Here is a 24,469-nt window from a genome sequence, read left to right on the forward strand (position 1 = left end):
AAGGGGACGGGAGCCAGTAAAATGGGCCATCTCAGATGGCCCGTCACGGTTTTACAGCCAGTTTCTGCGCTTGAAGTAGAGATAGGGCGCGAGTCCGGCCAGAATCATCAGGCCAATGGCACCGGGATAGCCAAAGCTCCACTTCAGTTCCGGCATAAACTCGAAGTTCATCCCGTAGCTGGAGGCCACCAGGGTGGGCGGCAGGAAGACCACGGAAACCACCGAGAAGATCTTGATGATGCGGTTCTGTTCGATGTTGATAAAGCCCATCGCCGCCTGCATCAGGAAGTTCACCTTCTGGAACAGCGATTCGTTATGCGGCAGCAGCGATTCGATGTCGCGCAGGATTTCCCGCGCCTGCTCCAGCTGGTTGCCCGGCAGCCGCGCCTTACGCACCAGGAAGTTCAGAGCGCGCTGGGTATCCATCAGACAGAGACGCACCTTCCAGCCGATATCTTCCAGCTCTGCCAGCCGCGACAGCGCCTGATCGTACTCTTCGCCCTGCTGGCCTTCCATGATCACCCGGCTGAGTTTTTCCAGCGCGCTGTAGATGTTCTCGATCTCATCCGCCAGCTGCTCGATTTTGGTCTCAAACAGGTCGAGCAGCAGCTCAAAGGCGTTGCCGTCGATCAGGGTCTGGTTGCGGGCGCGCATGCGGTAGAGACGAAACGCAGGCAGTTCACGTTCGCGCAGCGTATAGAGCCGGCCTTCACGGATGGTGAAGGCCACGGTGGAGTTACCGGCGTGATCGTCAGCATCTTCATAAAAGAAGAAGGAGTGGATATGCAGCCCATCTTCATCTTCGAAGAAACGCGCCGAGGCCTCGATATCTTCCAGCTCCGGCCGTGTCGCCAGGCTCTGGCCCAGCTCGGACTGCACCCGGTCACGTTCGCCCTCTTCCGGTTCGATCAGATCGACCCAGACGGAGGTGGTCAGTTTGTCGTTTTCGTCTTCCAGCTCCAGTCGCGTCAGGCGGCTGCGATCCAGTTTAAATGCGCTCAGCATAGCAATACTCCCCATTGCAGACTAAATGGGACAAGGCTGTCCGCCGTTCCTCACAGGAACCGGCAACCTGAACACGGAAACAGAGTTTCAAAGGTAAATCAGTGCTGACTCGTGCGACGGAATCAAAAAGGGAGGTCGCTGATAACCGCTAAGGCTACCCGCGTAAAGAGGTAGCCTTAGATGTTATGCCTGCTAAACAGGTCATTGAGCCAGCATCGACTGGGCGTGTCCAAGGCATTGTCCTCTCATGATAATAGTGGGCGCATGTTACGCTGAGACGAAAAAGCCGTCAACCGCACGCTAAAGCGTTTCCAGCTTCGCGTAGGCCGCCACCAGCCACTTGATTCCCTGCCCCTGAAACGCCACCTGCAGACGGCTGTGCTCGCCGCTGCCTTCCAGATTGATGATGGTGCCTTCACCGAATTTAGCGTGGTGAACACGCTGGCCCAGCGCGAATCCGCTGTCATTTTTGGTCACCGGCGCACCCATCCGCTGATGGTTCACCGGACGGCTGACGCTGGCGCGCAGACGCACCTCTTCGATGCAGGTTTCCGGCAGCTCGCCAATAAAACGGGAGGGCCGGTGATACACTTCCTTACCATAGAGTCGACGGGTTTCGGCGTAGGTCAGCGTCAGTTTGAGCATGGCCCGGGTCACGCCGACGTAGGCCAGACGACGCTCCTCTTCCAGCCGCCCGCCTTCGTCCAGCGACATCTGGCTCGGGAACATGCCCTCTTCCATGCCGACGATAAATACCTGGCTGAACTCCAGCCCTTTCGCCGAGTGCAGCGTCATCAGCTGAACCGCATCCTGCCATTTGTCGGCCTGACCTTCGCCTGCCTCCAGCGCCGCATGGGATAAGAAGGCCTGCAGCGGCATCAGATCCTCATCTTCATCCTGATAGCTGAACTGACGCGTTGCGGTCACCAGCTCCTCAAGGTTTTCGATACGCGCCTGACCCTTCTCACCTTTCTCCTGCTCATACATCAGCCACAGGCCGGAGTCTTTGATAACCCGGTCAGTCTGAACATGCAGCGGTAAATCGGCGGTTTCGGTGGCCAGTGAATCGACCAGCTCACAGAAGCGTTGCAGGGCGGAGGCGGCGCGACCCGCCAGCGCACGGCTCTGCAGCAGTTCGCGGGTTGCCTGCCACAGCGTCATCTGGCGTTCACGGGCCGTCTGACGCACCACATCCAGCGTACGATCGCCCACGCCGCGCGTCGGGGTGTTCACCACGCGTTCAAAGGCCGCGTCATCGTTACGGTTCGCCATCAGGCGCAGATAGGAGAGCGCATCTTTGATCTCCTGACGTTCGAAGAAGCGCATACCGCCATAAATGCGGTACGGCAGGCTGCTCTGCAGCAGCGCCTCTTCCAGCACGCGCGACTGGGCGTTGCTGCGATAGAGAATCGCGCAGTCGTTGAGCGCGCCGCCGTTCTCCATCCAGACCTTGATGCGATTCACCACAAAGCGCGCTTCATCCAGCTCATTAAAGGCGCAGTAGATAGAGATCGGTTCGCCGTCGCTGCCTTCGGTCCACAGCTCCTTACCCAGGCGGCCATTGTTATTGGCGATCAGGGCGTTAGCGGCTTTGAGGATGTTGTTGGTCGAGCGGTAGTTCTGCTCCAGTCGGATCGTTTCTGCAGCCGGAAAATCCTGCAGGAAGCGCTGGATATTCTCGACCTGCGCGCCGCGCCAGCCGTAGATCGACTGATCATCGTCGCCCACGATGATCACCCGGCCGCTGTCGCCCGCCAGCATCCGGATCCAGGCGTACTGAATGTTGTTGGTATCCTGAAACTCATCCACCAGCACGTTGGTGAAGCGCTCGCGGTAGTGATTCAGGATGTGCGGCTTGTTGAGCCACAGCTCATGAGCGCGCAGCAGCAGCTCGGCAAAATCGACTAACCCGGCGCGATCGCAGGCTTCCTGATAAGCCTGATAGATACGCAGCCAGGTCTGCTCAATCGGGTTGCCGTAGCTTTCGATATGCTTTGGCCGCAGGCCTTCATCTTTTTTGCCGTTGATGTACCACATGCCCTGACGCGCAGGCCACTGCTTCTCATCGAGGTTCATCGATTTGATCAGGCGCTTCAGCAGGCGCAGCTGATCTTCGCTGTCGAGGATCTGAAAATCCTGTGGCAGACCGGCATCAAGGTGGTGGGCGCGCAGCAGGCGGTGCGCCAGGCCGTGAAACGTCCCGATCCACATGCCGCCCTGGCTGGTGCCGATCAGCTGTTCGATACGATGACGCATTTCCGCCGCCGCTTTGTTGGTAAAGGTCACCGCCATAATTGAGTAGGGCGAGCAATTCTCGACCGACATCAGCCACGCAATGCGATGCACCAGCACCCGCGTTTTGCCACTGCCCGCGCCTGCCAGCACCAGCAGGTTACTGCGCGGGGCCGCAACGGCAGCGCGCTGATTGTCATTTAAACCATCGAGCAGTTCAGAAACGTCCATAAGCACCGTTTACCAGAGAAGAAACGCCGTCGTCGCGCTGTTGCGTTCGCCTGCCGCCGGGGTGCCGACGCAGAAAAGCGGCGACACAGACGCCAGCTCAGAGGCGGCAACAGCGCAGAAAAAAGGATGACGACTGGATAAATTTACAGCCATTATAGCAGTGAGGTGAGTGATGCCAACCGTGAAATTTCGACATGCGGTAACAGGCGCGCATCCGGGATGTGCATCAGATTACCCTGCCGCAGATTAATCCAGCACGCCTGCAACCCGCCGCGCAGGGCACCCGCCACGTCGGTAGTGAGGTCATCACCCACATGCAGAATGTGCTGCGGCGCGATAGCCAGCCGCTGTGCGGCAAGCTGATACATATCCTGCCACGGCTTGGCACGTCCGTCCGGTCCGGCGCGCAGGGTAAACCGGAAGTACGCCGCGATGCCCATTTTTTCCGGGCTGGCGTTGCCGTTGGTGATCGCCACCAGCGGCACTTTTTCCGCCAGCGCTTTCAGCGTCTGGTGCGTCTCCTCCGGCATCTCGACCTGGCTGCGCCAGTGGTGGAACACGTCCATCACCTCTGCCGCCCCTGCGGTGGCCTCGGCGGCAGAGAGACCCGCATTCAGCATTGCCAGCTCAACCGAGCGGCGTCGCCACTCCGACACATCGTGATAGATCTCCGGCTCACGCAGCAGCAGGTCGTCGCGCAGACGCTGATAATCCTGCGGCGTGACGCTACGCAGCGCCGGATGATACGCCTGCAGCGCGGCGTGCGACTCCAGGGCGGTGCGGCGGATCACCGGATGGTTATCGTAGAGCGTGTCATCAAGGTCGAAAGTCAGGGCCTTAATGGCCGACAGCGGACGATAAAACTTCATTCGTTCTTTCCTCGTTTGGCGCGGGGATGCGCCGCGTCATACACCGATGCCAGATGCTGGAAGTCGAGATGGGTATAGATCTGGGTCGTCGACAGGTTCGCATGTCCCAGCAGCTCCTGTACGGCGCGCAGATCGCCGCTGGACTCCAGCAGATGCGTGGCAAAAGAGTGACGCAGCTTATGCGGATGAATATGGCTGGCGACACCCTGCCGGATGCCCCACTCCGCAAAACGCTTCTGCACATTGCGGGGCGAGATGCGGTTGCCGCGCGTCGAAAGAAACAGCGCATCATCCTGGCCGCCAAAGGTGTCGCGCAGCGGCAGCCAGTGCTGGATCCAGGTGACCGCCGTGCCGCCAATCGGCACCCGACGCTCTTTGCTGCCCTTTCCCACCACCCAGACTTCGCCGGAATCGAGATCGACGTGACGGCAATCCATATTCACCAGCTCAGAGAGACGCAGCCCGCCGCCATACATCACCTCAAGCATCGCCCGGTCGCGCACGGCCAGCGGATCGCTGAGGTCGATCTCCAGCAGCTGATTCACCTCATCAACATCGATATTCTTCGGCAGATGGCGCGCCTTACGCGGGGTCATCACCCCTTTGGCCGGGTTAGCGGCAAGCAGCCCCTGGCTTACCTGCCAGTCGAGAAAGCTGCGCAGAGCCGAGAGTCGCAGCGCGAGGCTGCTGGCGGAAAGTCCGGCGCGACGGCTGCGTGCCGCCATGCTGCGCACCTGCGCCGGGTCCAGCGCGGCCCAGCTGCTGAGCTTCATCTCACCGGCAATGGCCGCCAGCGCGGCAAGCTGGCGCGCATAGCTGCTCTGCGTCAGGGGGCTGAGCTGGCGCTCCACCTTCAGGTAGCGCAGAAATCCGTCGATGGCCTCCTGCAGCCCCTGACTCATGCGCGCTCTACCCAGCGGGCGAGCAGGCCCGGCATCATCTGTGACAGATGCTGCAACAGCAGCGTGCCCATGCCCGATTGATAGTGCTGGCTGTCACGGCTGCTGAACACCAGCACGCCGAGATCGCCCTCTTCGCCCATCAGCGACATCGCCACCGAGCCAATCGCTTTGGCCTGCGGCAGCAGCAGCAGCAGTTCCGGCCCGTTGATGCTGCCGAGATAGTGATGCTGATTGCCGAAGCGCTGAATGCGCAGCGGCTCAAACGCCTGACGCGACAGGCTCAGCTGGAAGAAATCGGACGGTGCGCCCAGCAGCCATTTATCGCTGAACAGCCGCACATTCGCGCCCGCCAGGCCCAGCTCACGTGCCCAGCGATGGAGACGGTTGAGCATATCCTGCAGGGAGTCCGCCGCGGCCAGATGGCTCTCCAGCGACAGCAGACGATCAAAGAGTTCGTGGTTGGCGCTGGCCTGTTCCATCAGCAGCGTGATCTCTTCTTCCAGACGCTGAATATGGTTGCGTTGCCGGGCCATATGCCATTCGACCAGCGACACGCTGCCGCGCACCGGATGTGGCACGGTCATCTGTTCAACTTCGCGGGCATTGCGGATAAAGAATTCGGGATTCTGCCGCAGGTAATCACTGACGGCCTGATCGTCCAGCAGAACCGAACTGTCAGCCTGCTCTTCGATATTTTTCATAGATGAATAAACCCATCATAGACGTGTGTGGCAGGCCCGGTCATATAGAGCGGCTGACCAGGCCCTTTCCAGGTGATATGCAGCGTTCCGCCGGGCAGATCAACCCGGACCTTCGGGGCCAGAATGCCCTGCTGGATGCCGCACGCAACGGCAGCACAGGCGCCGCTGCCGCACGCCTGTGTTTCACCCGCGCCGCGTTCATAGACGCGCAGGCGGATATGTTCGGGATTAAGGATCTCCATAAACCCGACGTTGACGCGTTCCGGGAAGCGTTCATGGCTCTCCAGAATCGGGCCGAGCAGCTCGACCTGTGCGGTTTTGACACTGTCGACCTGAATGACGCAGTGCGGATTACCCATCGACACCGCACCCAGCATCACGGTCTGTTCTGCCACGCGCAGCAGATAGAGATTTTCCGCTTTATTGGCGCGAAACGGCACCTGCTGCGGCTCGAAGTTGGGCTCGCCCATGTTCACGCGCACCTGATCATCAGGCGTGACGGTCAGGACCATGCGGCCATTCTGGGTACTGACGCGGATGTCGCTTTTGTTGGTCAGCCCTTTCAGCTGCACAAAGCGGGCAAAGCAGCGCGCACCGTTGCCGCACTGTGCCACTTCACTGCCGTCGGCGTTGAAAATGCGATAGTGGAAATCGAGGTCGGGATCGTAAGGCGGTTCAACAATCAGCAGCTGATCAAAACCGATCCCCAGATGGCGGTCAGCCAGCCGGCGGATCAATTCCGGCGAAAAAAAGATATTTTGTGTCACGGCATCCACAACCATAAAATCGTTGCCGAGACCGTGCATTTTGGAGAACTGCATTTTTTGCTCCGCCGGATAAGCCATCAGATTAGTTCGCTTTTACGCCTGCATTGCCGGTTACCAGTCCGCCCACATCGGCTTTAGTGGCGTCCGCTTTCTGGCGTTCGGTCGGCGCCTGCTGTTTCTTCGGCTGATCCTTCGGCGGGAAGTAGAGCGGTCCTTTCAGGCCACAACCTGCAAGGCTGATTACTGCCAGTGTCATGGCCAACAGGCTTGTTACTTTCTTCATTCTTTATGCTCTTCATGTCCTTTACCTGGATGCTTATCATCGCAGTTGAAGGTGGAAAAGCAACAGGAAATCCCCGCAAATAGCGTGAACCGGGTGACAGGCCAGAAAGAGAGCGGCCACCTGCGGAGCGCAGGCAGCCCGTCAGCATCAATGCACCTGATAGCGCGGTTGATAGTCGCTGTTGTCGTTGTCAGGCTGCGACGTGCAGAGCTGCGTCAGCGTCTGACTGCGGAACGGAATGACCTGGAATCGCTCCCCGGTATTCACGATCTGGTAGAACTGCGGCAGGTTGAAGTTGATAAAGCTCGACCCATAGGTAAAACGGTCGTGTGACGAAGAGTAGAACCGGCTGACGTCGCGCACCAGCTCCTCTTTGCTGCCTTCGCAGTGATGATAGACCTCCACCCGGTTGGTCTCATCGAGGATATAGATGTTGAAGCCACGCTCGTCGGTGGTGTTCTCAAAGAAGAACTGAATGATCCCTTCGCTGGCGTAGCCGTTGACCACCGGCGGCAGCGGCGTCTGATTGGTTTCGACTTTGATCGACAGACCGTGCAGCTTGTTGTTGGAGATCGCGCCATAAAACTCCACCGCGTTTTCCAGCTTCTGCACCGAAACGCTCATGCGTTCGAAGAAGAGTCCCCACGTCTGGCCCGCCATACGCAGGGCTTTGAAGCGGCCCGGCTCCTGACGTGTGCTGGAAAGACGCAGCTCGATACATTCTGACACCAGCTGCTGCACGCGCGTACGGATCAGCCCGCGCAGATGCTGGCTGTAGCAGAACACTTCCACCGTATCGGGCGGCGACGCATCCTGATGCATCTTGCCCAGAATGGTTTTCAGCCCTTCGATCATCGCCTGTTCGCCGCTGAAGTGCAGCGTACGCACCTCATTCCAGGAGTTACGATAGAGCAGATCGATACTTCCGATCAGGCACTGCTGCTGCTGACCAAAGCTGAAGACGTCCAGCTTGCGGAAGTCGAAGTGCACTACCTGATTGCGGAAGGCCGCCGTCGGATCGTGCTCAAGGTTGACGATAATCGCAAGATGGCGGATTTCGCACGGGCTGTAGAGCGCTTTTGGCGTCGGCGCAGGCAGACGCAGCGGGAAATGGCTGGAGACATCGTTCACCAGCTCCTGCAGCCGCGCCAGATCGCAGATTTCGTTGCCTTTAATATGCAGCCGGGTTTTGCGGGTCAGCAGACCGTTGAACCACGCCCACGCCACCAGCTTGTTCAGGTAGCGGTTATATTCCAGGGGCTGATGGCTGATGATCGAATCCATGTCCGGCGCCTGGTTATAGAGATACCAGCCAGGACGGTTGGCGCGGCCAGGCGGCACATGAATAAAGGTCAGATTAGGCTCGGAGAGATCGGGCGAGATCTGCGGGTTAACCAGCGTGACCTTTCCCGGCAGCGCCTCGAAAGCCGCATAGAGTTTACGGGTCAGCACGCCGATATCCTGCGGGCTGGCGCTGACGCTTAAATTGTTGCGACGGGCAAAGCGGATCAGGTTGCGATAGCTCTGCATCATCGCATCCAGCAGTTCGTTATGCGCTTCGCGCACCCGCTCGATTTTCCACTCTGCACGGTTGTCCAGAATGGCAATCTTTTCGTCGTTCCAGCCCCAGGCTTTCACCAGCTGCGATAAGATTTCGCGGCGCCAGCCGGTGCGGTGCTGATGATCGTCGGTGCTGAGTTTTTCGCACACTTTCAGATAGAAGCAGCGGCGCACCAGATCAAGACGCGGCTGATCGTCGATGCTGGTCAGATAATCGGTGACCCGCTCCAGCATCATGCAGTAGGGATCGAGCCCGAAGCAGATAATTTCGCCGTCGTGCAACCGCTGTTTGATATCCATCGCCAGCAGCTGCGTATTAGGATATTCCCAGCTGTAGGCTTCCAGCAGCAGCGTTTTCAGGACGGCTTTATAGGGGGAGTCGATGCTCTTATAGAGCTGCCACAGGCTGGCACCGAAATACTCTTCGGCCGAGAGCGTGCCGAGGCCGCCCAGATCGAGCCACTCGTTCGGGGTCAGTACGCCTTTGGCATAGAGCGACATCACGTAGTCGTCGTAGTGATGCTCTTCTTCGCCCGGCACCATGTTCCACAGGATGCGTTTACCGGCCATACGAACCGCCGTACGGTAAAACTCATCCAGCAGTAAAATGTGTTGGGTAGAACCGCAATCTTCTCCGCCCAGGCTGCCACTTTCGTTGTGACGGAAACGGTTCTCATCAATCAGGAAGAAACTGACTTCCACGCCCATAGAGACGCACCACTTCTGCAGCAGCGTGCATTTGCGCTGCAGGTTCAGACGCTCCTCATTATCCAGCCAGGATTGATGGCAGACCCAGATATCAAGATCCGAGACGCTGTTCTGGCCAACAGAGGAGGTGCTGCCCATCGAGTAGATGGCCGTGATTGGCCGTTCGCCTTTCGGCGCATCGGCGTGGCGCAGGTCATTATCGCCGGTCAGGTCGGCCAGCAGCTGGCGTTGATTTTCATCAGGCGTGAAAAAGCTGATGCCATGTGGAACGTTACCTTCAAGGTAACCCGGCATCTGTGGATGTTGATAATGTAATAAGGTTGGCAGCAGACTGTAGACACGCTGAAAAGCGGGCCCCATGGCAGCCAGCGCACGATCAACGCGCAGCTGGTTGATTGCATCCAGTCTCTGTTTCAGTGTCTCAATATAGAGGTACAAGACGTTTCGCCTGATTGTCCCAGTGTTTAAGCACCCTGTTTCCGCGCTCTGCCTCTGCTGGCGTAAAAAAGTGGGCAGATAATTGCTGGAAACGTGATCAATCTAACACCCGGCAGATTGACCGTAAAGAAAGTTGCGCTACTTAACAGTTTAGCACGTTCTGACCCGCTTCCTGCATTTTCAGCACCGGATCGCACGCGACGGCTTGAGAAACCGGGCCGTCAGCCGCGCGCCGACCCTTTTCAATCCGTTGAAACTGACAGTATTCGCCCAGAGATGATAGGATATTCAGTGAACGATAAAAATGGTTAACAGCATGTTAGACAAAATTTTCAGAATTGCTACAAGACAAAGTCCGCTCGCACTGTGGCAGGCACATTATGTTCAGCAACGCCTCATGAGCGCCCATCCGGGCCTGCGCGTTGAGCTGGTGCCTATGGTCACCAAAGGTGACATTATCCTCGACACGCCGCTGGCGAAAGTCGGTGGCAAAGGGCTGTTTGTCAAAGAGCTTGAGCTGGCGATGCTGGAAGGCCGTGCCGATATGGCGGTACATTCCATGAAGGATGTGCCGGTCAGTTTTCCCGACGGGCTGGGCCTGGTGACCATCTGTGAGCGCGACGATCCGCGCGATGCGTTCGTTTCTCATCATTATGACTCTATCGATGCGCTGCCTCAGGGCGCCATCGTCGGAACGTCGAGCCTGCGTCGTCAGTGCCAGATCAGCGCGCGTCGTCCGGATCTGGTTATCCGCTCACTGCGTGGCAACGTCGGCACCCGCCTCGGTAAACTCGATGCCGGTGAATATGACGCCATTATTCTGGCCGTTGCCGGGCTGAAGCGGCTGGGACTGGAAGATCGCATTCGTCAGGCGCTGCCTGCCGACGTCTCACTGCCCGCCGTGGGCCAGGGGGCGGTCGGCATCGAATGCCGTCTCGACGACACGACCTTGATCGGCCTGTTACAGGCGCTGAACCACGCCGACACCGAAGTCTGTGTCAGAGCGGAGCGTGCCATGAATACCCGCCTGGAGGGCGGCTGTCAGGTGCCGATTGGCAGTTTTGCCGTGCTGGAAGGTGACGATCTCTGGCTGCGCGGCATGGTCGGCGCACCGGATGGCCGGGTCATGGTCAGCGGCGAACGCCGCGGCCCGCGCGCGCAGGCGGAACAGATGGGCATTTCACTCGCCGATGAACTGCTGAACGGCGGCGCGCGTGAAATCCTGCAAGAGGTCTATCAGGGGCAGCCGCCGGCATGACCATCCTGGTGACGCGCCCGGAACCCGCAGCGGCAGAGCTGGTATCACGCCTGCATGCCATTGGTAAACAGGCGTGGAGCCTGCCGCTGATCGAATTTGCGCCGGGCGCTGACCTCCCCTCTCTGCCTCAGACGCTCGCCGGCCTGCGCGCCGATGACCTCGTTTTTATCCTTTCACAGCAGGTTATTCACTACGCACAGCACCGGATCAAAGCGTGGCCCCCTGAGCTGGACTATTATGCAATTGGTCGCAGCACCGCACTGGCGTTTCATACCGTCAGCGGTCAGCAGGTGACCTGGCCTCATGCGCAGGAAACCAGCGAAGAGCTGATCCGGCTGAATACGCTTCAGCAGGTGGCCGGTAAACGTGCGCTGATCCTGCGTGGCGATCCCGGACGCGAACTGCTGGCAGAGACGTTAACCCGGCGCGGTGCCGAGGTGACGTTTGCTGCCTGCTATCAGCGCCGTCAGAAGCACTACGATGGCCCGGTTGAGGGGCGTCGCTGGCGCGATCGCGGCGTCTCTGTGCTGGTGGTGACCAGCGGTGAAATGTTACAACAGCTTTTTTCGCTGTTCCCCGCAGTTGATCGCGAGGAATGGCTGCTCAACTGCCGACTGATCGTCGTCAGTGAACGTTTGGCTACTCTGGCCGCAGGATTGGGTTGGCAGGATATTCAGGTAGCCGATGGTGCCGATAACGATGCGCTGCTGCGCGCGTTACGCTGAACTTTAATAATGGGATGTGCCACATATGACGGAACAAAAAGACTCCTCCGCCATGGTTGAAGAAACCACCCCAGCGGTCGACCGCTCTCCTTCCAGCAACAGCACACCACCGCGTCAGGCGAAAAATGGTGGCATGGTGCTGGGAGCAGTGGCGATTGTCATCGCGCTGGCAATAGGTGCGGGTTTATACCTTAACGGGAAACATCAGGCCGATTTGCAGGCACAAACCAATCAGAAGCTGAGCGATCAGTTAAGCGCGTTGCAGCAGCAGGCCAGCAGCGATAAACAGCAGCTGACACAGCAACTGAGTGGCGCAGAAAGCGCCCTGCAGACGGCGCAGGCCCAGCAGACCGCCTCTGCAAAAGAGCTGGAAACGCTGCGTGAAAAAATGGCCGTTATTTCCGGCAACGATGTGCGCAGCTGGCTGCTGGCGCAGGCGGACTATCTGGTGAAGCTGGCCGGCCGTAAACTCTGGAGCGATCAGGATGTCACCACTGCGGCGGCACTGCTGAAAAGCGCCGATGCCAGCCTGGCCGACATGAACGATCCCAGCGTCATGAACGTGCGTCGTGCCCTGACCCAGGATATCAGTAACCTCTCTGCCGTCACCCAGGTCGACTATGATGGCGTGATCCTCAAGCTCAATCAGCTGTCGAACAACGTTGATAATCTGCGTCTGGCGGATAACGACAGCGACGATGCGCCGATGGACAGCGACGGTGGCGAGCTGTCGGGGTCCGTGCGCGAATGGCGGCAGAACCTGGTGAAAAGCTGGCATAACTTTATGGATGATTTCATTACCATCCGCCGCCGCGACAATACCGCCCAGCCACTGCTGGCCCCCAATCAGGACGTTTACCTGCGCGAGAACATCCGATCACGTCTGCTGATTGCGGCGCAGGCTGTACCGCGTCATCAGGATGAGATCTACAAGCAGTCTATCGATACCGTTTCGGCCTGGGTTCGCGCCTGGTACGACACCAACGATGCTGCCACCAAAGCGTTTCTTGCCCAGCTGGATGAGCTGAGCCAGCAGAACATCAATATGGATCTGCCGGATAGCCTGGAAAGTCAGCCGCTGCTGGAGCAGCTGATGCAGACCCGCGTGCGGAACCTGTTAGCGCAACCTTCTGCCGCTGCTACTCAGCAGGGAGGCTAAGGATGCTTAAGGTATTTATCCTCTTTATCCTGCTGATTGCGGGCGTGGTGCTGGGACCGATGATTGCCGGTCATCAGGGCTATGTACTGATTCAGACCGATAACTGGAACATCGAAACCAGCGTGACCGGCCTGGCCATCATCCTTATCATCAGCCTGCTGGTGATTCTGGCCGTCGAGTGGTTACTGCGCCGTGTGCTGCGCACCGGGGCCCGTACCCGTGGCTGGTTTACCGGACGTAAGCGCCGTCGTGCACAGCGTCATACGCAGTCGGCGCTGATGAAGCTGGCAGAGGGCGATCATCGTCAGGCAGAAAAACTGCTCTCCAAAGATGCCGACCACGCCGATGTGCCGGTCGCGAACTACCTGCTGGCCGCAGAAGCCGCTCAGCAGCGTGGCGACGAAGTCCGTGCCAATCAGCATCTGGAGCGCGCTGCGGAGCTGTCTGAAAGCAATACCATTCCGGTTGAGATTGCCCGTACACGGATTCAGCTGGCACGTAACGAAGATCACGCGGCGCGTCACAGCATCGACCGTCTGCTGGAAGTGGCGCCGCGTCATCCGGAAGTGCTGCGTCTGGCTGAACAGGCCTATATCCGAACCGGTGCCTGGAGTGCCCTGCTGGATATCCTGCCCGCCATGCAGAAGGCGCAGGTCGGCGACGATCTGCATCGCGAAGCCCTACAGCAGCAGGCCTGGCTGGGCCTGATGAATCAGGCGATGGCCGACCAGGGCAGCGATGGACTGAAGCGCTGGTGGAACACGCTGAGCCGCAAAACCCGTCAGGACACGACGCTGCAGGTGGCGATGGCGGATCATCTGATCGAATGTAACGACCACGACACCGCGCAGTCGATCGTGCTGGAAGGCCTCAAGCGCCATTACGACGACCGCCTGGTGCTGCTGATGCCTCGCATTAAAAGCGGCAATCCGGAAGCGCTGGAGAAGGCGCTTCGCCAGCAGATTAAACAGCATGGCGCTACGCCGCTACTGCACAGTACGCTGGGACAGTTGCTGATGCGCCACGGCGAATGGCAGCAGGCGGCTGAAGCCCTGCAGCAGGCGCTGGAACAGCGTCCTGATGCCTTCGACTATGCGTGGCTGGCGGATGTTTATGACCGCCTGCATCGTCCGGAAGAGGCAGCGAAAATGCGCCGTGAAGGGCTGCTGCTGACGCTGAAGAATAATCCCAACGGCTGATGCCGTCTGGAGAAACAGAAAGCCGGGCTTGCCCGGCTTTTTTATGCCCGTCTTCTCATCCCACCCGGCCGCAGGCAAAAAAAAACACCTGCCACTGGCAGGTGCAAGATCAGGTCGGTAAGACAACCGGGAGATACCTGACTCAACGTAGTGTCTGTTAACCCTGTAAGGCTTGCGCGATACAGGCAGGCAGACAACAGGTATCGAAAATTGGCTCTGCATCATTCCCAGGTTTATGTAGCATCAGCAGACATAAGAGGTGGAATGAGCATCTACAGCAGAAGTATTGCACAAGCCATGCCAGGTTGATGACTATTTTTAAAGAAATTAAAATTCAGTCACTTAGACGTACCGGCCAGCCAGGCCGTGGCGACGCCGGAGCAGAAGTGTCGGCGTCCGGCGACAGCAGCGACTTTTTCTGTCTCTGAATGGAGACAGCCAGCCTGAACTCTCCATGAATCCAGCAATAACAAGGGGTTATCTGTCGGCAATTCACGACGCTGCGTTTATGTTCAGAAGATAGTGTCTGTTAAAGCTGGCAGAGACAGGAGTGCAGGCAGAAAGACGTCAGATGACCGTCAGATCTGACGTTGGTATATCTGACCGCAGCCCATAAGTCAGATATTCAGGTGCACATACGCTTTTCAACAGACGAAAAAAAACCTGTCTTTTCAGACAGGTTTCTAAAAATGGTCGGCGAGAGAGGATAACGCCGCTCTTCGAGCTGCGCCCTTCGGGCCGTTGCTGACGCAACGTTGTCTCGCTGCGCCCGGCGCAAACCTCCTCCGGAGGTTCTCATCCTCTTTTCAACAGACGAAAAAAAACCTGTCTTTTCAGACAGGTTTCTAAAAATGGTCGGCGAGAGAGGATAACGCCGCTCTTCGAGCAGCGCCCTTCGGGCCGTTGCTGACGCAACGTTGTCTCGCTGCGCCCGGCGCAAACCTCCTCCGGAGGTTCTCATCCTCTTTTCTGCAGACGAAAAAAAACCTGTCTTTTCAGACAGGTTTCTAAAAATGGTCGGCGAGAGAGGATTCGAACCTCCGACCCACTGGTCCCAAACCAGTTGCGCTACCAAGCTGCGCTACTCGCCGATTTTTTTAAACTGTTTTGCCTGGTGCGAAGAGAGGGACTTGAACCCTCACGTCCGTTAAGACACTAACACCTGAAGCTAGCGCGTCTACCAATTCCGCCACCTTCGCGTATCCCAGCAAAATCTGGGGTGGCTAATGGGACTCGAACCCACGACAACTGGAATCACAATCCAGGGCTCTACCAACTGAGCTATAGCCACCACAATTCTTCATGATACAGATTACAAACCTGCAGCATTTAAATCTTTACTGCCAACCGCGGTAAATCAACCACCGAAGCTCATGCGCACAAACGATATGGCGCGCCCGACAGGATTCGAACCTGAGACCTCTGCCTCCGGAGGGCAGCGCTCTATCCAGCTGAGCTACGGGCGCGTAGCGCCGTTGCGGATGTGCATACTAGAGATAAGCGCCCATCGTGTCTAGTGCTTTTTAAATAAAAAGACGCGTTTGATTACGCTTTGTGCATTTTGTCGAGAAATAGCGCATTCATGCGCAGGCAGAGACTAAAAATGCGGCATTTATCAGCAATATCAGAGATCGCCTCGCCAGTGATAGCGCAAATATTTCAGCAGTTTTAGCTGTCGGCGCAGCCGTGAGGGCTGACGAATAAGGCGATAGAGCCACTCCAGCCCCAGCCGCTGCCAGATTAGAGGCGCTCGCTTCACATGACCGGTGAAAACATCATAGGTGCCGCCTACGCCCATATAGAGGGCATCTGGCCAGTGCGCACGGCACGCCAGCATCAGCAGCTCCTGACGTGGCGATCCCAGCGCAACGGTTACCAGCTTTGCGCCGCTGGCCGCAATCCGGGCAAACAGTGCATCCTGTTCGGCTGGCGCAAAATAGCCATCCTGCGCCCCGACAATATTCACGTTCCACTGACGACGCAGTTTAGCGCAGGTTTCATCCAGCACCTGCTGACGACCGCCGATCAAAAAGACCGGCGTCCCTTCCCGCCCGGCACGCTCCATCAGCGCTTCCCACAAATCCGCCCCCGCAATGCGCTGCACCCGCGCCTGGGGATACTTCTTGCGAATTGAGCGCACAATGCTGATGCCATCCGCGTAGGCATATTCTGCCTGGGTCAGCAGCGTGCGTAATCCCTCATCCCGCTCGGCGGTCAGGATCTTCTCCGCATTAATGGCCACTAAAATGCCGCTGCGCACCTGCTGCGGCGGCATCAGAAAACTCACCGCCGACGGCATGTTCTCGAAGCCATACAGCTCAACGCCACGAATCCGGTACTGCGGCGTTTCCGTTAACTTTGTCATATCTTCCGTTAATCCCAGAGGTTAATCAGAGCGGGCTGTGCACGACCCGCCTGCTGCGGTCGCGAATCAAACCTGCGCGATCCAGTAACCAGAAAAGTAATTTAGCCATGCCCAGGCACGCAGCAAAAATGATGCAGAAAAACACCACGCGAGAGCCGAACGCATCAAGACCTTCGCGTGCCAGCACGATCATGTTAAACACCGCACCAAAACAGAAGCTTTGCAGGATGGCGCCGCTGTAGCGATTGGTCTCAAGACAGCCGCGCTGATAGATCGCATCAAAGGCTTTAATAATCATCCCGACCGCGACGGCGCCGAGAGGAATCGCCCAGACGCCGCCCATCACCACCAGCGAGCCTATCAGCGTAGGTGAAATCGCCAGGCCAGAGTGGTTGTTCAGCACTTCCCAGGTAAAGTAGTTCGCGCTGTTCAGCACCGCCAGCGGCCGATCCGGCCAGAGCCAGGTCGGAATAAACACGTAAAAATCGCGCCACAGCGGAGCCAGTCCCTGAAACTCGATTCTGGCGTAGTTATCCAGCAGCAGGGCGAGGTTTTCCCACGGCGAAAACGTATCACGCGTCAGATAGAGGAAGGTATAGAACGCCTCATCGCCCATGACGTCCAGGTTATAGCGGCGCAGCGCCAGCCAGAACATCCCGGCAATCGCCATCACCCCGGCGGTTGCCAGCATCCACAGCGTGATCCAGCCGCGGGTAATCCCGATAAACAGGAACAGGGCAAACGCGATAATGATATTGGCGCGAGTGCCCCCGACGAGCGCATAGGTCAGTAAACCAAAAGCCACGGTGACCACCAGGAACAGCAGCCAGTTGCGGCGCGTCGGGCGTAAAAAGTAGGGGATCAGCATCGCCGGAATAAAGAAGTAGAAAAATCGCTTAAGCGCCACGCCCGAGACTTCGCTGGAGAAGATCTGGTTGTAGGCGGTCAGGCGGAACAGCAGAAAGCCGTTGTGAATAAAGAACACTGTGACGGTGCCCAGCGCCACCAGCGCCAGAATCACGCAGGTCAGATGGGTTTCGACGCGATTCATATGCAGCCAGGGTTTCGCCGGCGTGGCGCTGGCGGGCTTCAGGCGTATTTTATAGCTGACGTAATAGATGGCGTAAAACGCCGTGGCCGACAGCAGCGCCTCCAGCAGATTTTCAACCGGTACGACATCGACATTAAAGCGGAACACCAGCACCGAGGTCAGTGGAAAGCCGAAATAGAAAGTCAGCAGGAACAGCAGCGTGAAGAAGAGATGGAAGTTGAAACGGACACGCTTAAACTCCCGCCAGGTCAGGGTCAGGATAAACGCCAGCGACAGCAGATAGACCACCAGCAGGCCGCCAAACTGCATAAGACTCATGATAACGCCCCTTCGCTGAGCTGTAACGCCGCCCGCCAGCCGGCGAGATAGCCCGGCGCAAAAAAGGCGATCGCCTGCTTATCGCAGCTCGCCAGCTGACGCCGCGCCTCCGCAATCACCGCAGGCGACAACGCATCTTCGCTGAACAGGACCGGCAGCTGCTGCTCAGCAACATCACGCCAGAAGGGATTTTTACGGGTCAGGACAAATGGCACACCGGCCTGAATCAGCAGACAGAGCGTTCCCACCCCCTGCTGACGTTCAAACATAAAATAACCGACATGGCAGCGCGCCAGCAGGGTCAGATAGTGCTCAAATGGCAGATTTTCACGGATCAGATTGACCTGCCCGTTCGGGAACAGCGTCTCTGCAGCGGCCTGAATCTGGCTGATATAAGCCTCGTTGCCCGGCGGATAGCCCAGCGGAACCTCGATGCACACCTGCTCGCCAAACTGCGCGCGAATCGCCTTCAGCCCTTCAATATGCCGGTTACTCGGATCGCCGGAGTTACCCAGCAGCAGCGTAAATGGCTCGGAAGGCGCAGACGCGACGGCGACGGCGGGCATGCGGGTCGGAAAATAGAGCAGTGAACCGGGCACGCGACGATGGCGCTGCTGATAGTGATGCAGGTCGCCACGGGTCGCAAAAACCTGAGCGACGCGGCCCTGGGCGATCCGGCGAATTTGATAGAACAGACGAAACTTCAGGCTGCGCGAATCTTCATAAAGATCGGCTCCCCAGACGTGCCAGTAGATCTGTGAGCGACGCAGTTTCCCACTGAGCAGCGCCAGCCAGATCCACGGGTTGAACTGACCGTGGCAGAAAAAGCGCTGCTGGCGATATCTGGCCCGCGCCACGACCGCCTGCGCCAGCGCTTTCTTGCTGGCAAAGCATTCGATCTGCAACGCGCTGAAGGGGGCCAGGCTTTCGGGCTGCTGCGTCACCACCATAAAATGGCGTGGCGAAGCCGCGGGCTGCTCAACGCTGAGGACATCGTTGAAAAAGCGCAGCACCGTCTGGTTGTGGTGAGGAATGTCCGATCCCAAAACGTGAATTAAAGTCATTTTTTCCGGCAGTAAACAATAAAAGCGCCACAACACAGGGCAAAGTAAATCATATAGGTCAGCATATAAGCCTGTGCCGCTCCCGTCGCGCCATAGAGCGGGATCAGACAGCGCGATAACAGGGTCAGCAGCAGGAACTGGCTGATCTCTGTCAGAACATAAAAGCGCAGCGAGGCTTTGGCGATCACCAGATATCCGAAAACATAGGCGCCCACTTTAAAAACATCGCCACACAACTGCCAGACAAAGAGATCGCGCATGCCGCGAAACGCCTCAGAGAACAGCAGGCTGATGGCGACATCGCGCAGCACCCAGACGCCAAAGCTGGCAACCGCGACGGCGGGCAGGACAAAGCGCAGCGCACGGCCAATCTCACGCGCGATGTCGCGTTTGTTGTCGAGTCGCGCCAGCGTCGGCAGCAGCCAGACGCTGAAGGTGGCAGTGATAAACTGCAGATAGGCATCAGAAATGCTGGTGACGCCCTGCCATAATCCGACCTGCGCCCAGCCCTGCTGCTGCGCCAGCAGATTACGCATCAACACCCAGGCGACCGGCAGGGTGACGGCCGTAATCAGCGCCATCAGCGTATATTTCGCCAGATTCCCCGCCAGCTCAGGATGCCATTGCGGACGCAGCCAGCTCAGCGGCAGCGGCACGCGGCGTTTCAGCATGATCAGCGCCGGCAGCAGCAGTAAAGCCGGAACCAGCGCCAGCCCGATCAGTGCGCCCTGATAGCCACCGGTCCACCAGCAGACCAGATAGCCAGCCACACCGATCAGACTGCCGAAGATCAGCGCCAGCGCATTGCCACGCGCATCGCGATACCCCTTCAGCAGCGCCAGGGTAAAGTTGGCCCAGGCGATACCGAGCTGCAGAAAGGCCACCACGCGGATGACCCCCTGATAGTGGTCGTGACCGAACAGCGCGGTGCTGATGGGGCCCGCCGCCAGCAGAAACAGCAGCGCCAGCACCCCGGAAAAGCCCATCACCAGGGTCGATGCCGTTCCCACCATCGCCCGCAGCCGGTCGGGCTGCTGCTGATACTGTGCGACATAGGTGGTGACGCCGTTGAAGATACCCGCGCCCGCCAGCACGCCCAGCACGGTAATCAGCTGACGGAAGTTCCCCGCCTGGCCGACGCCCTCGGGTCCGAAGCTGACCGCCAGCAGTTTAACGACCAGCAGACCGGCCACAATTTTTACCAGCGTGGACGATGCGGTCCACACTGAGGCTCTGGCAAGTGACATCAGGAGAAGAAGCTCAGCAGTGAGCTGATGACGGTGCTCTGGTTGTTATCTGACAGGTTATAGAACAGCGGCAGACGCAGCAGGCGTTCGCTTTCGCGGGTGGTAAAGCGATCGTCACCGGCAAAGTGCGAGAATCGCTCACCGGCAGGCGAGCTGTGCAGCGGAATATAGTGGAACACCGTCAGAATCTCGGCCTCTTTCATCCAGTCGATCAGCGCCTGGCGATCGTCCTGATCGCGCAGTTTGATATAGAACATATGCGCATTGTGTTCGCAGCTGGCCGGGATCGCCGGCAGGCTGATGCGGCCCTGAGCCGCCAGTGGCTGGAGAGCGTCATAATAGCGCTGCCAGATGCGTAACCGCTGCTGATTAATACGCTCAGCGGCCTCCAGCTGCGCCCAGAGATAGGCCGCCTGCAGGTCAGCCATCAGGTAGCTCGATCCCATATCGCGCCAGGTGTATTTATCCACCTGCCCGCGGAAGAACTGGCTGCGGTTGGTGCCTTTCTCACGCACGATTTCGGCGCGCTCGACCAGACTGGCGTCGTTGATCAGCGTCGCCCCACCCTCACCGCCTGCGGTGTAGTTTTTGGTTTCGTGGAAGCTGAAGCAGCCGATATGGCCGATGGTGCCCAGCGCACGGCCTTTGTAGCGTGACATTACGCCCTGCGCCGCATCTTCAATCACAAACAGCTTATGCTTTGCCGCCAGCGCCATGATGGTGTCCATCTCGCAGGCCACGCCCGCATAATGCACCGGCACGATAGCGCGGGTTTTTTCCGTGATGGCCGCTTCGATCAGCGTCTCATCGATATTCATGGTGTCCGGGCGCACATCAACAAACACAATCCGCGCGCCGCGCAGTACAAACGCATTGGCGGTAGAGACAAAGGTGTAGCTCGGCATGATCACTTCGTCGCCAGGCTGCAGATCGATCAGCAGCGCCGCCATCTCCAGTGACGCGGTGCAGGAAGGCGTCAGCAGCACTTTTTTGCTGCCGAAACGCTGCTCCATCCACTGCTGGCAGCGACGGGTAAATCCGCCGTCACCGCAGAGCTTGCCGCTGTTCATTGCCGACTGCATATACTCGATTTCGGTGCCCACAACCGGAGGCGCATTAAATGGAATCATGACCTTTCCTGTAAAACCAGTAGGCGGTGCTGTCGAGCCGGGCACCGCTGCGTAAATAGAGGCGCATTGCCGTGAGATTGCTGAGCTGGGTGGCAATCCGCAGCTGGTTCAGCTGCCGTACCCGCGCCCAGTCAGCCGCAGCCAGCAGCAGCCGCTGACCCAGCCCCTGGCCCTGCGCAGCAGGCAGCACGCCCAGCAGGCCAACACGGGCATCGCCATCGACCGCGCGAAGCGAAACAAAGCCCTGAAGCTGCCCTGCGGCATCGCTCGCCACCAGGCACTGATCGTCAAATGAACCGCGCACCGCATTTTCAATCCACTGCGCGTAAAAGCGACCGCTGGCGTCCGGCGCATACCAGGGCGCACGGAAACGGCTCTGGCTGAACAGCGCAGACGCCGCCTCGCGCAACAGCGGGATCTGCGACTCGCGGGCAATGCGAATCCCCGCCTGCCGTTCCGTCTGCGCGACCGCCAGCGTCAGATCCGCCTCCCCTTCTGCCAGCTGAAACTGATGCTGCTGCAGCGTGTCGATCAGCGCGGTCTCGCTGGCCGCCACTTTCATCTGCATCAGCGCACAGGGATGACGCAGCGCCTGCTCCAGTGGGGTGTCACCTTCGGCTTCCAGCCGCACGGTCTCAACACCGAAGAACGCGCTCTCCCAGCTAAGGGGATGAATATTGACGTGGATGGGCATGTAATAAATCCAGCAGATATTGGCCGTAGCCGATTTTTGTCAGCGCTTCGCCCGCGGCGCGCAGCCAGCTGTAACGCCAGGCGGCCATGTGTAGCCGCCCTTTAAGCGGAGAAGCGCACCCGTGCCAAACCGATAAAACCGGCACCGCCGGTGATCAGAAAGCACTTCATCGCCAGACACCTTTGGTGTCGACAATCCAGTTCTGCTGCACGCAGGTGGCGTCGATGGCGCGGAAGGCGCGATGATCGACCAGCATCACCAGAATATCCGCCTGCGCCAGCGCCTGCTCAGCCGACACCAGTTCCGCATGGTCGGCGAGCGCGTCCGTCAGCTGCGCGATATGGGGTTCCACCACCCAGGTTGGGCCACTGTGCCACTCGGCGATGTTCCGGGCTACGCCAATGGCCGGGCTTTCGCGCAGGTCATCGATATTGGGTTTAAAAGCCAGGCCAAAACAGGCGATGGTGATATCGCTGGCGCGCTTGCCGGTCTGCGTCAGGCAGTCTGCCAGCGCCGTTTTTACCTGGTCCAGCACCCACTGCGGCTTGGCGTCATTGACCTCACGCGCGGTGCGGATCAGGCGAGCGAGTTCAGGATTCTGCGCCACGATGAACCAGGGATCGACCGCGATACAGTGGCCACCGACGCCCGGCCCCGGCTGCAGGATATTGACGCGCGGATGGCGATTCGCCAGCGCAATCAGCTCCCAGACGTTAATGCCCTGGTCGGCGCAAATCAGCGACAGCTCATTTGCAAAGGCGATATTCACGTCACGGAAACTGTTTTCAGTCAGTTTACACATCTCGGCGGTACGGGCGTTGGTCTCCACACATTCGCCTTTTAAAAACAGCCGGTAGAGTTCGCTGGCGCGGGCGGAACAGGCGGGCGTCATGCCGCCGATAACCCGGTCGTTGTTAATCAGCTCAACCATGACCTGACCCGGCAGCACGCGCTCCGGGCAGTAGGCAATATACACGTCCGGCGCTTCACTCTGCTGTGGAAAGCGCAGGTCGGGCCGTGCCGCAGCCAGCCAGTCGGCCATCTGTTCGGTACTGCCCACCGGTGACGTTGACTCCAGAATCACCAGATCGCCTTTTTTCAGCACCGGCGCAATCGACTCTGCCGCAGCTTTCACAAAACGCAGATCGGGCTGATGTCCATCTTTGAACGGTGTCGGGACGGCAATCAGAAAGGCGTCAGCGGCTTCCGGCTGGGTGGTGGCACGCAGATCGCCGCGCGTGACGGCGGCATGAACGACCTGATCCAGATCGGGTTCCACGATGTGGATCGCGCCACGATTGATGGTTTCTACGGCGCGGGCGTTGATATCCACCCCCACCACTTTTTTTCCCTTTGAGGCAAAAACGGCTGCCGTCGGCAGCCCAATGTATCCCAGTCCAATCACGGAGATGGTTTGAAAACTCATAATTCGGCTCGATTATCTTTTAAGGCTTGTAAAATGCGACCACAGGCTTTGCCATCGCCATAGGGGTTGTGGGCGTGGCTCATCGCCTGCCAGGCCTCGTCGTCGCGCAGTAATTCATCGACACTCGCCACGATTCTGGCGATATCGGTTCCCACCAGTCTGACGGTACCCGCGTCGACCGCTTCGGGGCGTTCGGTGGTGTCACGCATCACCAGCACTGGTTTACCCAGCGAAGGCGCCTCCTCCTGAATACCGCCGGAATCCGTGAGGATCAGCCAGGCACGGTTCATCAGCCAGACAAACGGCAGATACTCCTGAGGTTCGATCAGGATGATATTCTCTATGCCGCTGAGGATGCGGTTGACCGGCTCGCTGACGTTGGGGTTGAGATGCACCGGATAGACGATCTGCGCCTCCGGATGCTGGCGGGCAATCTGCGCCAGCGCGCTGCAGATGCGTTCAAAGCCGCCGCCAAAACTCTCACGACGATGGCCCGTAACCAGCACCAGTTTCTTCGCGGGATCGAGGAACGGATAGCGCGCCGCCAGCTCCGCATTCAGGCTGGTGTCATCCAGCACCCGGTCACGCACCCACAGCAGGGCATCAATGACCGTGTTGCCGGTTACGACAATACGCACATCCGGCAGATTCTCCTGCAGCAGATTCTGGCGCGAGCGGGCGGTAGGCGTGAAGTGCAGGCGGGCAAGATGGCCGGTGAGCTTGCGGTTCCCCTCTTCCGGCCACGGCGACGCGAGATCGCCGGTGCGCAGCCCCGCTTCCACATGGCCGACGGGGATCTGCTGATAAAAGGCCGCCAGGCTCGCCGCCAGCGTGGTAGTGGTGTCACCATGCACCAGCACGATGTCCGGCTTAAAGTCGAGCAGAACGGTTTTCATCCCCTCCAGAATACGGCAGGTGATCTCGGTCAGTCCCTGTTCGGGACGCATGATATTGAGGTCATAGTCCGGCTGCAGACGGAACAGACGCAGCACCTGGTCGAGCATTTCGCGATGCTGGGCCGTGACGCAGAGTCGCGACTCAAACGCGGGATCCTGCGCCAGCGCCTGAACCAGCGGGGCCATTTTAATGGCTTCCGGACGAGTACCAAATACGGTCAGAACTTTCACACTGTTTCTC

General features: G+C 58.7%; 21 protein-coding genes, 4 tRNA genes, 2 other RNA genes and 1 pseudogene. 4 read left to right on the forward strand and 24 right to left on the reverse strand.

The genetic code is table 11. The annotated features are described in order from the left end of the window. Positions 1 to 51: 51 nt before the first annotated feature. From corA to J1C59_RS18165, 9 genes are all read right to left on the reverse strand, one after another. Positions 52 to 1,005, reverse strand: coding sequence for a magnesium/cobalt transporter CorA (gene corA / locus J1C59_RS18130; protein ID WP_128085405.1), 954 nt, complete (start codon positions 1,003 to 1,005; stop codon positions 52 to 54). A gap of 176 nt (positions 1,006 to 1,181) precedes the next feature. Continuing rightward, positions 1,182 to 1,238, reverse strand: a complete 57-nt coding sequence (gene ysgD, locus J1C59_RS21900; RefSeq protein ID WP_353887304.1) for a YsgD/CorL family protein — start codon at positions 1,236 to 1,238, stop codon at positions 1,182 to 1,184. Positions 1,239 to 1,305: 67 nt separating this feature from the next. Next, positions 1,306 to 3,468 carry a DNA helicase II gene (uvrD, locus tag J1C59_RS18135; RefSeq protein WP_128085406.1) on the reverse strand — a complete coding sequence of 721 codons (2,163 nt, stop codon included), beginning with the start codon at positions 3,466 to 3,468 and terminating at the stop codon, positions 1,306 to 1,308. Positions 3,469 to 3,620: 152 nt separating this feature from the next. Next, positions 3,621 to 4,337 carry a 5-amino-6-(5-phospho-D-ribitylamino)uracil phosphatase YigB gene (gene yigB, locus J1C59_RS18140; RefSeq protein WP_128085407.1) on the reverse strand — a complete coding sequence of 239 codons (717 nt, stop codon included), beginning with the start codon at positions 4,335 to 4,337 and terminating at the stop codon, positions 3,621 to 3,623. Then, the gene (gene xerC, locus J1C59_RS18145) at positions 4,334 to 5,239 is read right to left on the reverse strand and encodes a tyrosine recombinase XerC (RefSeq protein WP_140917362.1); all 906 of its coding nucleotides are present in this window, start codon (positions 5,237 to 5,239) and stop codon (positions 4,334 to 4,336) included. Before xerC ends, yigB begins: the two co-directional genes overlap by 4 nt. Continuing rightward, a complete protein-coding gene (locus J1C59_RS18150) occupies positions 5,236 to 5,940 on the reverse strand; it encodes a DUF484 domain-containing protein (RefSeq protein ID WP_128085483.1) in 705 nt (234 codons plus the stop codon). The genes xerC and J1C59_RS18150 overlap by 4 nt, the downstream gene beginning before the upstream one ends. Beyond that, entirely contained in the window at positions 5,937 to 6,761 is an 825-nt protein-coding gene (gene dapF, locus J1C59_RS18155; RefSeq protein ID WP_128085484.1) for a diaminopimelate epimerase, read from the reverse strand. Before dapF ends, J1C59_RS18150 begins: the two co-directional genes overlap by 4 nt. A gap of 28 nt (positions 6,762 to 6,789) precedes the next feature. After that, positions 6,790 to 6,990, reverse strand: coding sequence for an LPS translocon maturation chaperone LptM (gene lptM / locus J1C59_RS18160; RefSeq protein WP_128085485.1), 201 nt, complete (start codon positions 6,988 to 6,990; stop codon positions 6,790 to 6,792). 147 nt (positions 6,991 to 7,137) lie between these two features. After that, positions 7,138 to 9,696, reverse strand: a complete 2,559-nt coding sequence (locus tag J1C59_RS18165; RefSeq protein WP_128085486.1) for a class I adenylate cyclase — start codon at positions 9,694 to 9,696, stop codon at positions 7,138 to 7,140. 316 nt (positions 9,697 to 10,012) lie between these two features. On the opposite strand from J1C59_RS18165, the gene hemC reads away from it, so the two are divergent. The 4 genes from hemC to hemY are packed head-to-tail and all read left to right on the forward strand — an operon-like array spanning position 10,013 to position 14,037. Further along, positions 10,013 to 10,954, forward strand: a complete 942-nt coding sequence (hemC, locus tag J1C59_RS18170) for a hydroxymethylbilane synthase (RefSeq protein ID WP_111142005.1) — start codon at positions 10,013 to 10,015, stop codon at positions 10,952 to 10,954. Continuing rightward, a complete protein-coding gene (gene hemD, locus J1C59_RS18175) occupies positions 10,951 to 11,679 on the forward strand; it encodes a uroporphyrinogen-III synthase (RefSeq protein ID WP_128085487.1) in 729 nt (242 codons plus the stop codon). Before hemC ends, hemD begins: the two co-directional genes overlap by 4 nt. 25 nt (positions 11,680 to 11,704) lie before the next feature. Further along, on the forward strand, positions 11,705 to 12,838 hold the full coding sequence (gene hemX / locus J1C59_RS18180) for a uroporphyrinogen-III C-methyltransferase (RefSeq protein WP_140917361.1): 1,134 nt from the start codon (positions 11,705 to 11,707) through the stop codon (positions 12,836 to 12,838). Positions 12,839 to 12,840: 2 nt separating this feature from the next. Then, positions 12,841 to 14,037: a protoheme IX biogenesis protein HemY gene (hemY, locus tag J1C59_RS18185; protein WP_128085488.1), complete on the forward strand. Its 1,197-nt coding sequence runs from the start codon at positions 12,841 to 12,843 to the stop codon at positions 14,035 to 14,037. 690 nt (positions 14,038 to 14,727) lie between these two features. Here hemY and J1C59_RS18190 read toward each other — a convergent pair. The 15 genes and pseudogenes from J1C59_RS18190 to wecB all read right to left on the reverse strand — a co-directional run bounded on the left by J1C59_RS18190 (position 14,728) and on the right by wecB (position 24,459). Then, positions 14,728 to 14,857: non-coding RNA, RtT sRNA (locus tag J1C59_RS18190), on the reverse strand. Positions 14,858 to 14,889: 32 nt separating this feature from the next. Next, positions 14,890 to 15,019, reverse strand: a non-coding RNA gene (locus J1C59_RS18195) — RtT sRNA. A gap of 32 nt (positions 15,020 to 15,051) precedes the next feature. After that, a tRNA-Pro gene (locus tag J1C59_RS18200) sits at positions 15,052 to 15,128 on the reverse strand. A 21-nt stretch (positions 15,129 to 15,149) separates the two neighbouring features. Continuing rightward, positions 15,150 to 15,236: transfer RNA gene (locus tag J1C59_RS18205), tRNA-Leu, on the reverse strand. Positions 15,237 to 15,252: 16 nt separating this feature from the next. Beyond that, positions 15,253 to 15,328: transfer RNA gene (locus J1C59_RS18210), tRNA-His, on the reverse strand. A gap of 98 nt (positions 15,329 to 15,426) precedes the next feature. Continuing rightward, positions 15,427 to 15,503: transfer RNA gene (locus tag J1C59_RS18215), tRNA-Arg, on the reverse strand. Between the two features lie 158 nt (positions 15,504 to 15,661). Further along, positions 15,662 to 16,402: a lipopolysaccharide N-acetylmannosaminouronosyltransferase gene (gene wecG, locus J1C59_RS18220; RefSeq protein WP_140917360.1), complete on the reverse strand. Its 741-nt coding sequence runs from the start codon at positions 16,400 to 16,402 to the stop codon at positions 15,662 to 15,664. A gap of 25 nt (positions 16,403 to 16,427) precedes the next feature. Continuing rightward, positions 16,428 to 17,771, reverse strand: coding sequence for an ECA oligosaccharide polymerase (wzyE, locus tag J1C59_RS18225; protein ID WP_128085489.1), 1,344 nt, complete (start codon positions 17,769 to 17,771; stop codon positions 16,428 to 16,430). Next, positions 17,768 to 18,835, reverse strand: a complete 1,068-nt coding sequence (gene wecF, locus J1C59_RS18230) for a TDP-N-acetylfucosamine:lipid II N-acetylfucosaminyltransferase (RefSeq protein ID WP_128085490.1) — start codon at positions 18,833 to 18,835, stop codon at positions 17,768 to 17,770. Before wecF ends, wzyE begins: the two co-directional genes overlap by 4 nt. Then, positions 18,832 to 20,082 (reverse strand): lipid III flippase WzxE, encoded by a 1,251-nt coding sequence (gene wzxE, locus J1C59_RS18235; RefSeq protein ID WP_128085491.1) that lies wholly within the window; start codon positions 20,080 to 20,082, stop codon positions 18,832 to 18,834. Before wzxE ends, wecF begins: the two co-directional genes overlap by 4 nt. Beyond that, on the reverse strand, positions 20,082 to 21,212 hold the full coding sequence (rffA, locus tag J1C59_RS18240) for a dTDP-4-amino-4,6-dideoxygalactose transaminase (protein ID WP_128085492.1): 1,131 nt from the start codon (positions 21,210 to 21,212) through the stop codon (positions 20,082 to 20,084). Before rffA ends, wzxE begins: the two co-directional genes overlap by 1 nt. Next, complete coding sequence (gene rffC, locus J1C59_RS18245) at positions 21,199 to 21,906, reverse strand: dTDP-4-amino-4,6-dideoxy-D-galactose acyltransferase (RefSeq protein ID WP_128085493.1); 708 nt, start codon at positions 21,904 to 21,906, stop codon at positions 21,199 to 21,201. The genes rffA and rffC overlap by 14 nt, the downstream gene beginning before the upstream one ends. Beyond that, positions 21,875 to 22,000 (reverse strand): annotated as a pseudogene (locus J1C59_RS21905) (glucose-1-phosphate thymidylyltransferase); the annotation flags it as partial. The gene rffC and the pseudogene J1C59_RS21905, both read right to left, overlap by 32 nt. A 72-nt stretch (positions 22,001 to 22,072) precedes the next feature. Then, on the reverse strand, positions 22,073 to 23,332 hold the full coding sequence (wecC, locus tag J1C59_RS18250) for a UDP-N-acetyl-D-mannosamine dehydrogenase (protein WP_128085495.1): 1,260 nt from the start codon (positions 23,330 to 23,332) through the stop codon (positions 22,073 to 22,075). Continuing rightward, complete coding sequence (gene wecB, locus J1C59_RS18255) at positions 23,329 to 24,459, reverse strand: non-hydrolyzing UDP-N-acetylglucosamine 2-epimerase (protein ID WP_128085496.1); 1,131 nt, start codon at positions 24,457 to 24,459, stop codon at positions 23,329 to 23,331. The genes wecC and wecB overlap by 4 nt, the downstream gene beginning before the upstream one ends. Positions 24,460 to 24,469 lie beyond the last annotated feature (10 nt).

The sequence above is a fragment of the Pantoea deleyi genome (genome assembly GCF_022647325.1).
GTDB lineage: Bacteria > Pseudomonadota > Gammaproteobacteria > Enterobacterales > Enterobacteriaceae > Pantoea > Pantoea deleyi.

Coding starts and splice junctions, on each gene's coding strand:
- uvrD (WP_128085406.1), bottom strand. CDS start 3,468: ATGGACGTTTCTGAACTGCTCGATGGTTTAAATGACAATCAGCGCGCT.
- hemY (WP_128085488.1), top strand. CDS start 12,841: ATGCTTAAGGTATTTATCCTCTTTATCCTGCTGATTGCGGGCGTGGTG.
- lptM (WP_128085485.1), bottom strand. CDS start 6,990: ATGAAGAAAGTAACAAGCCTGTTGGCCATGACACTGGCAGTAATCAGC.
- J1C59_RS18150 (WP_128085483.1), bottom strand. CDS start 5,940: ATGAAAAATATCGAAGAGCAGGCTGACAGTTCGGTTCTGCTGGACGAT.
- wecG (WP_140917360.1), bottom strand. CDS start 16,402: ATGACAAAGTTAACGGAAACGCCGCAGTACCGGATTCGTGGCGTTGAG.
- hemX (WP_140917361.1), top strand. CDS start 11,705: ATGACGGAACAAAAAGACTCCTCCGCCATGGTTGAAGAAACCACCCCA.
- wzyE (WP_128085489.1), bottom strand. CDS start 17,771: ATGAGTCTTATGCAGTTTGGCGGCCTGCTGGTGGTCTATCTGCTGTCG.
- xerC (WP_140917362.1), bottom strand. CDS start 5,239: ATGAGTCAGGGGCTGCAGGAGGCCATCGACGGATTTCTGCGCTACCTG.
- wzxE (WP_128085491.1), bottom strand. CDS start 20,082: ATGTCACTTGCCAGAGCCTCAGTGTGGACCGCATCGTCCACGCTGGTA.
- hemD (WP_128085487.1), top strand. CDS start 10,951: ATGACCATCCTGGTGACGCGCCCGGAACCCGCAGCGGCAGAGCTGGTA.
- hemC (WP_111142005.1), top strand. CDS start 10,013: ATGTTAGACAAAATTTTCAGAATTGCTACAAGACAAAGTCCGCTCGCA.
- wecF (WP_128085490.1), bottom strand. CDS start 18,835: ATGACTTTAATTCACGTTTTGGGATCGGACATTCCTCACCACAACCAG.
- rffA (WP_128085492.1), bottom strand. CDS start 21,212: ATGATTCCATTTAATGCGCCTCCGGTTGTGGGCACCGAAATCGAGTAT.
- yigB (WP_128085407.1), bottom strand. CDS start 4,337: ATGAAGTTTTATCGTCCGCTGTCGGCCATTAAGGCCCTGACTTTCGAC.
- wecC (WP_128085495.1), bottom strand. CDS start 23,332: ATGAGTTTTCAAACCATCTCCGTGATTGGACTGGGATACATTGGGCTG.
- rffC (WP_128085493.1), bottom strand. CDS start 21,906: ATGCCCATCCACGTCAATATTCATCCCCTTAGCTGGGAGAGCGCGTTC.
- corA (WP_128085405.1), bottom strand. CDS start 1,005: ATGCTGAGCGCATTTAAACTGGATCGCAGCCGCCTGACGCGACTGGAG.
- dapF (WP_128085484.1), bottom strand. CDS start 6,761: ATGCAGTTCTCCAAAATGCACGGTCTCGGCAACGATTTTATGGTTGTG.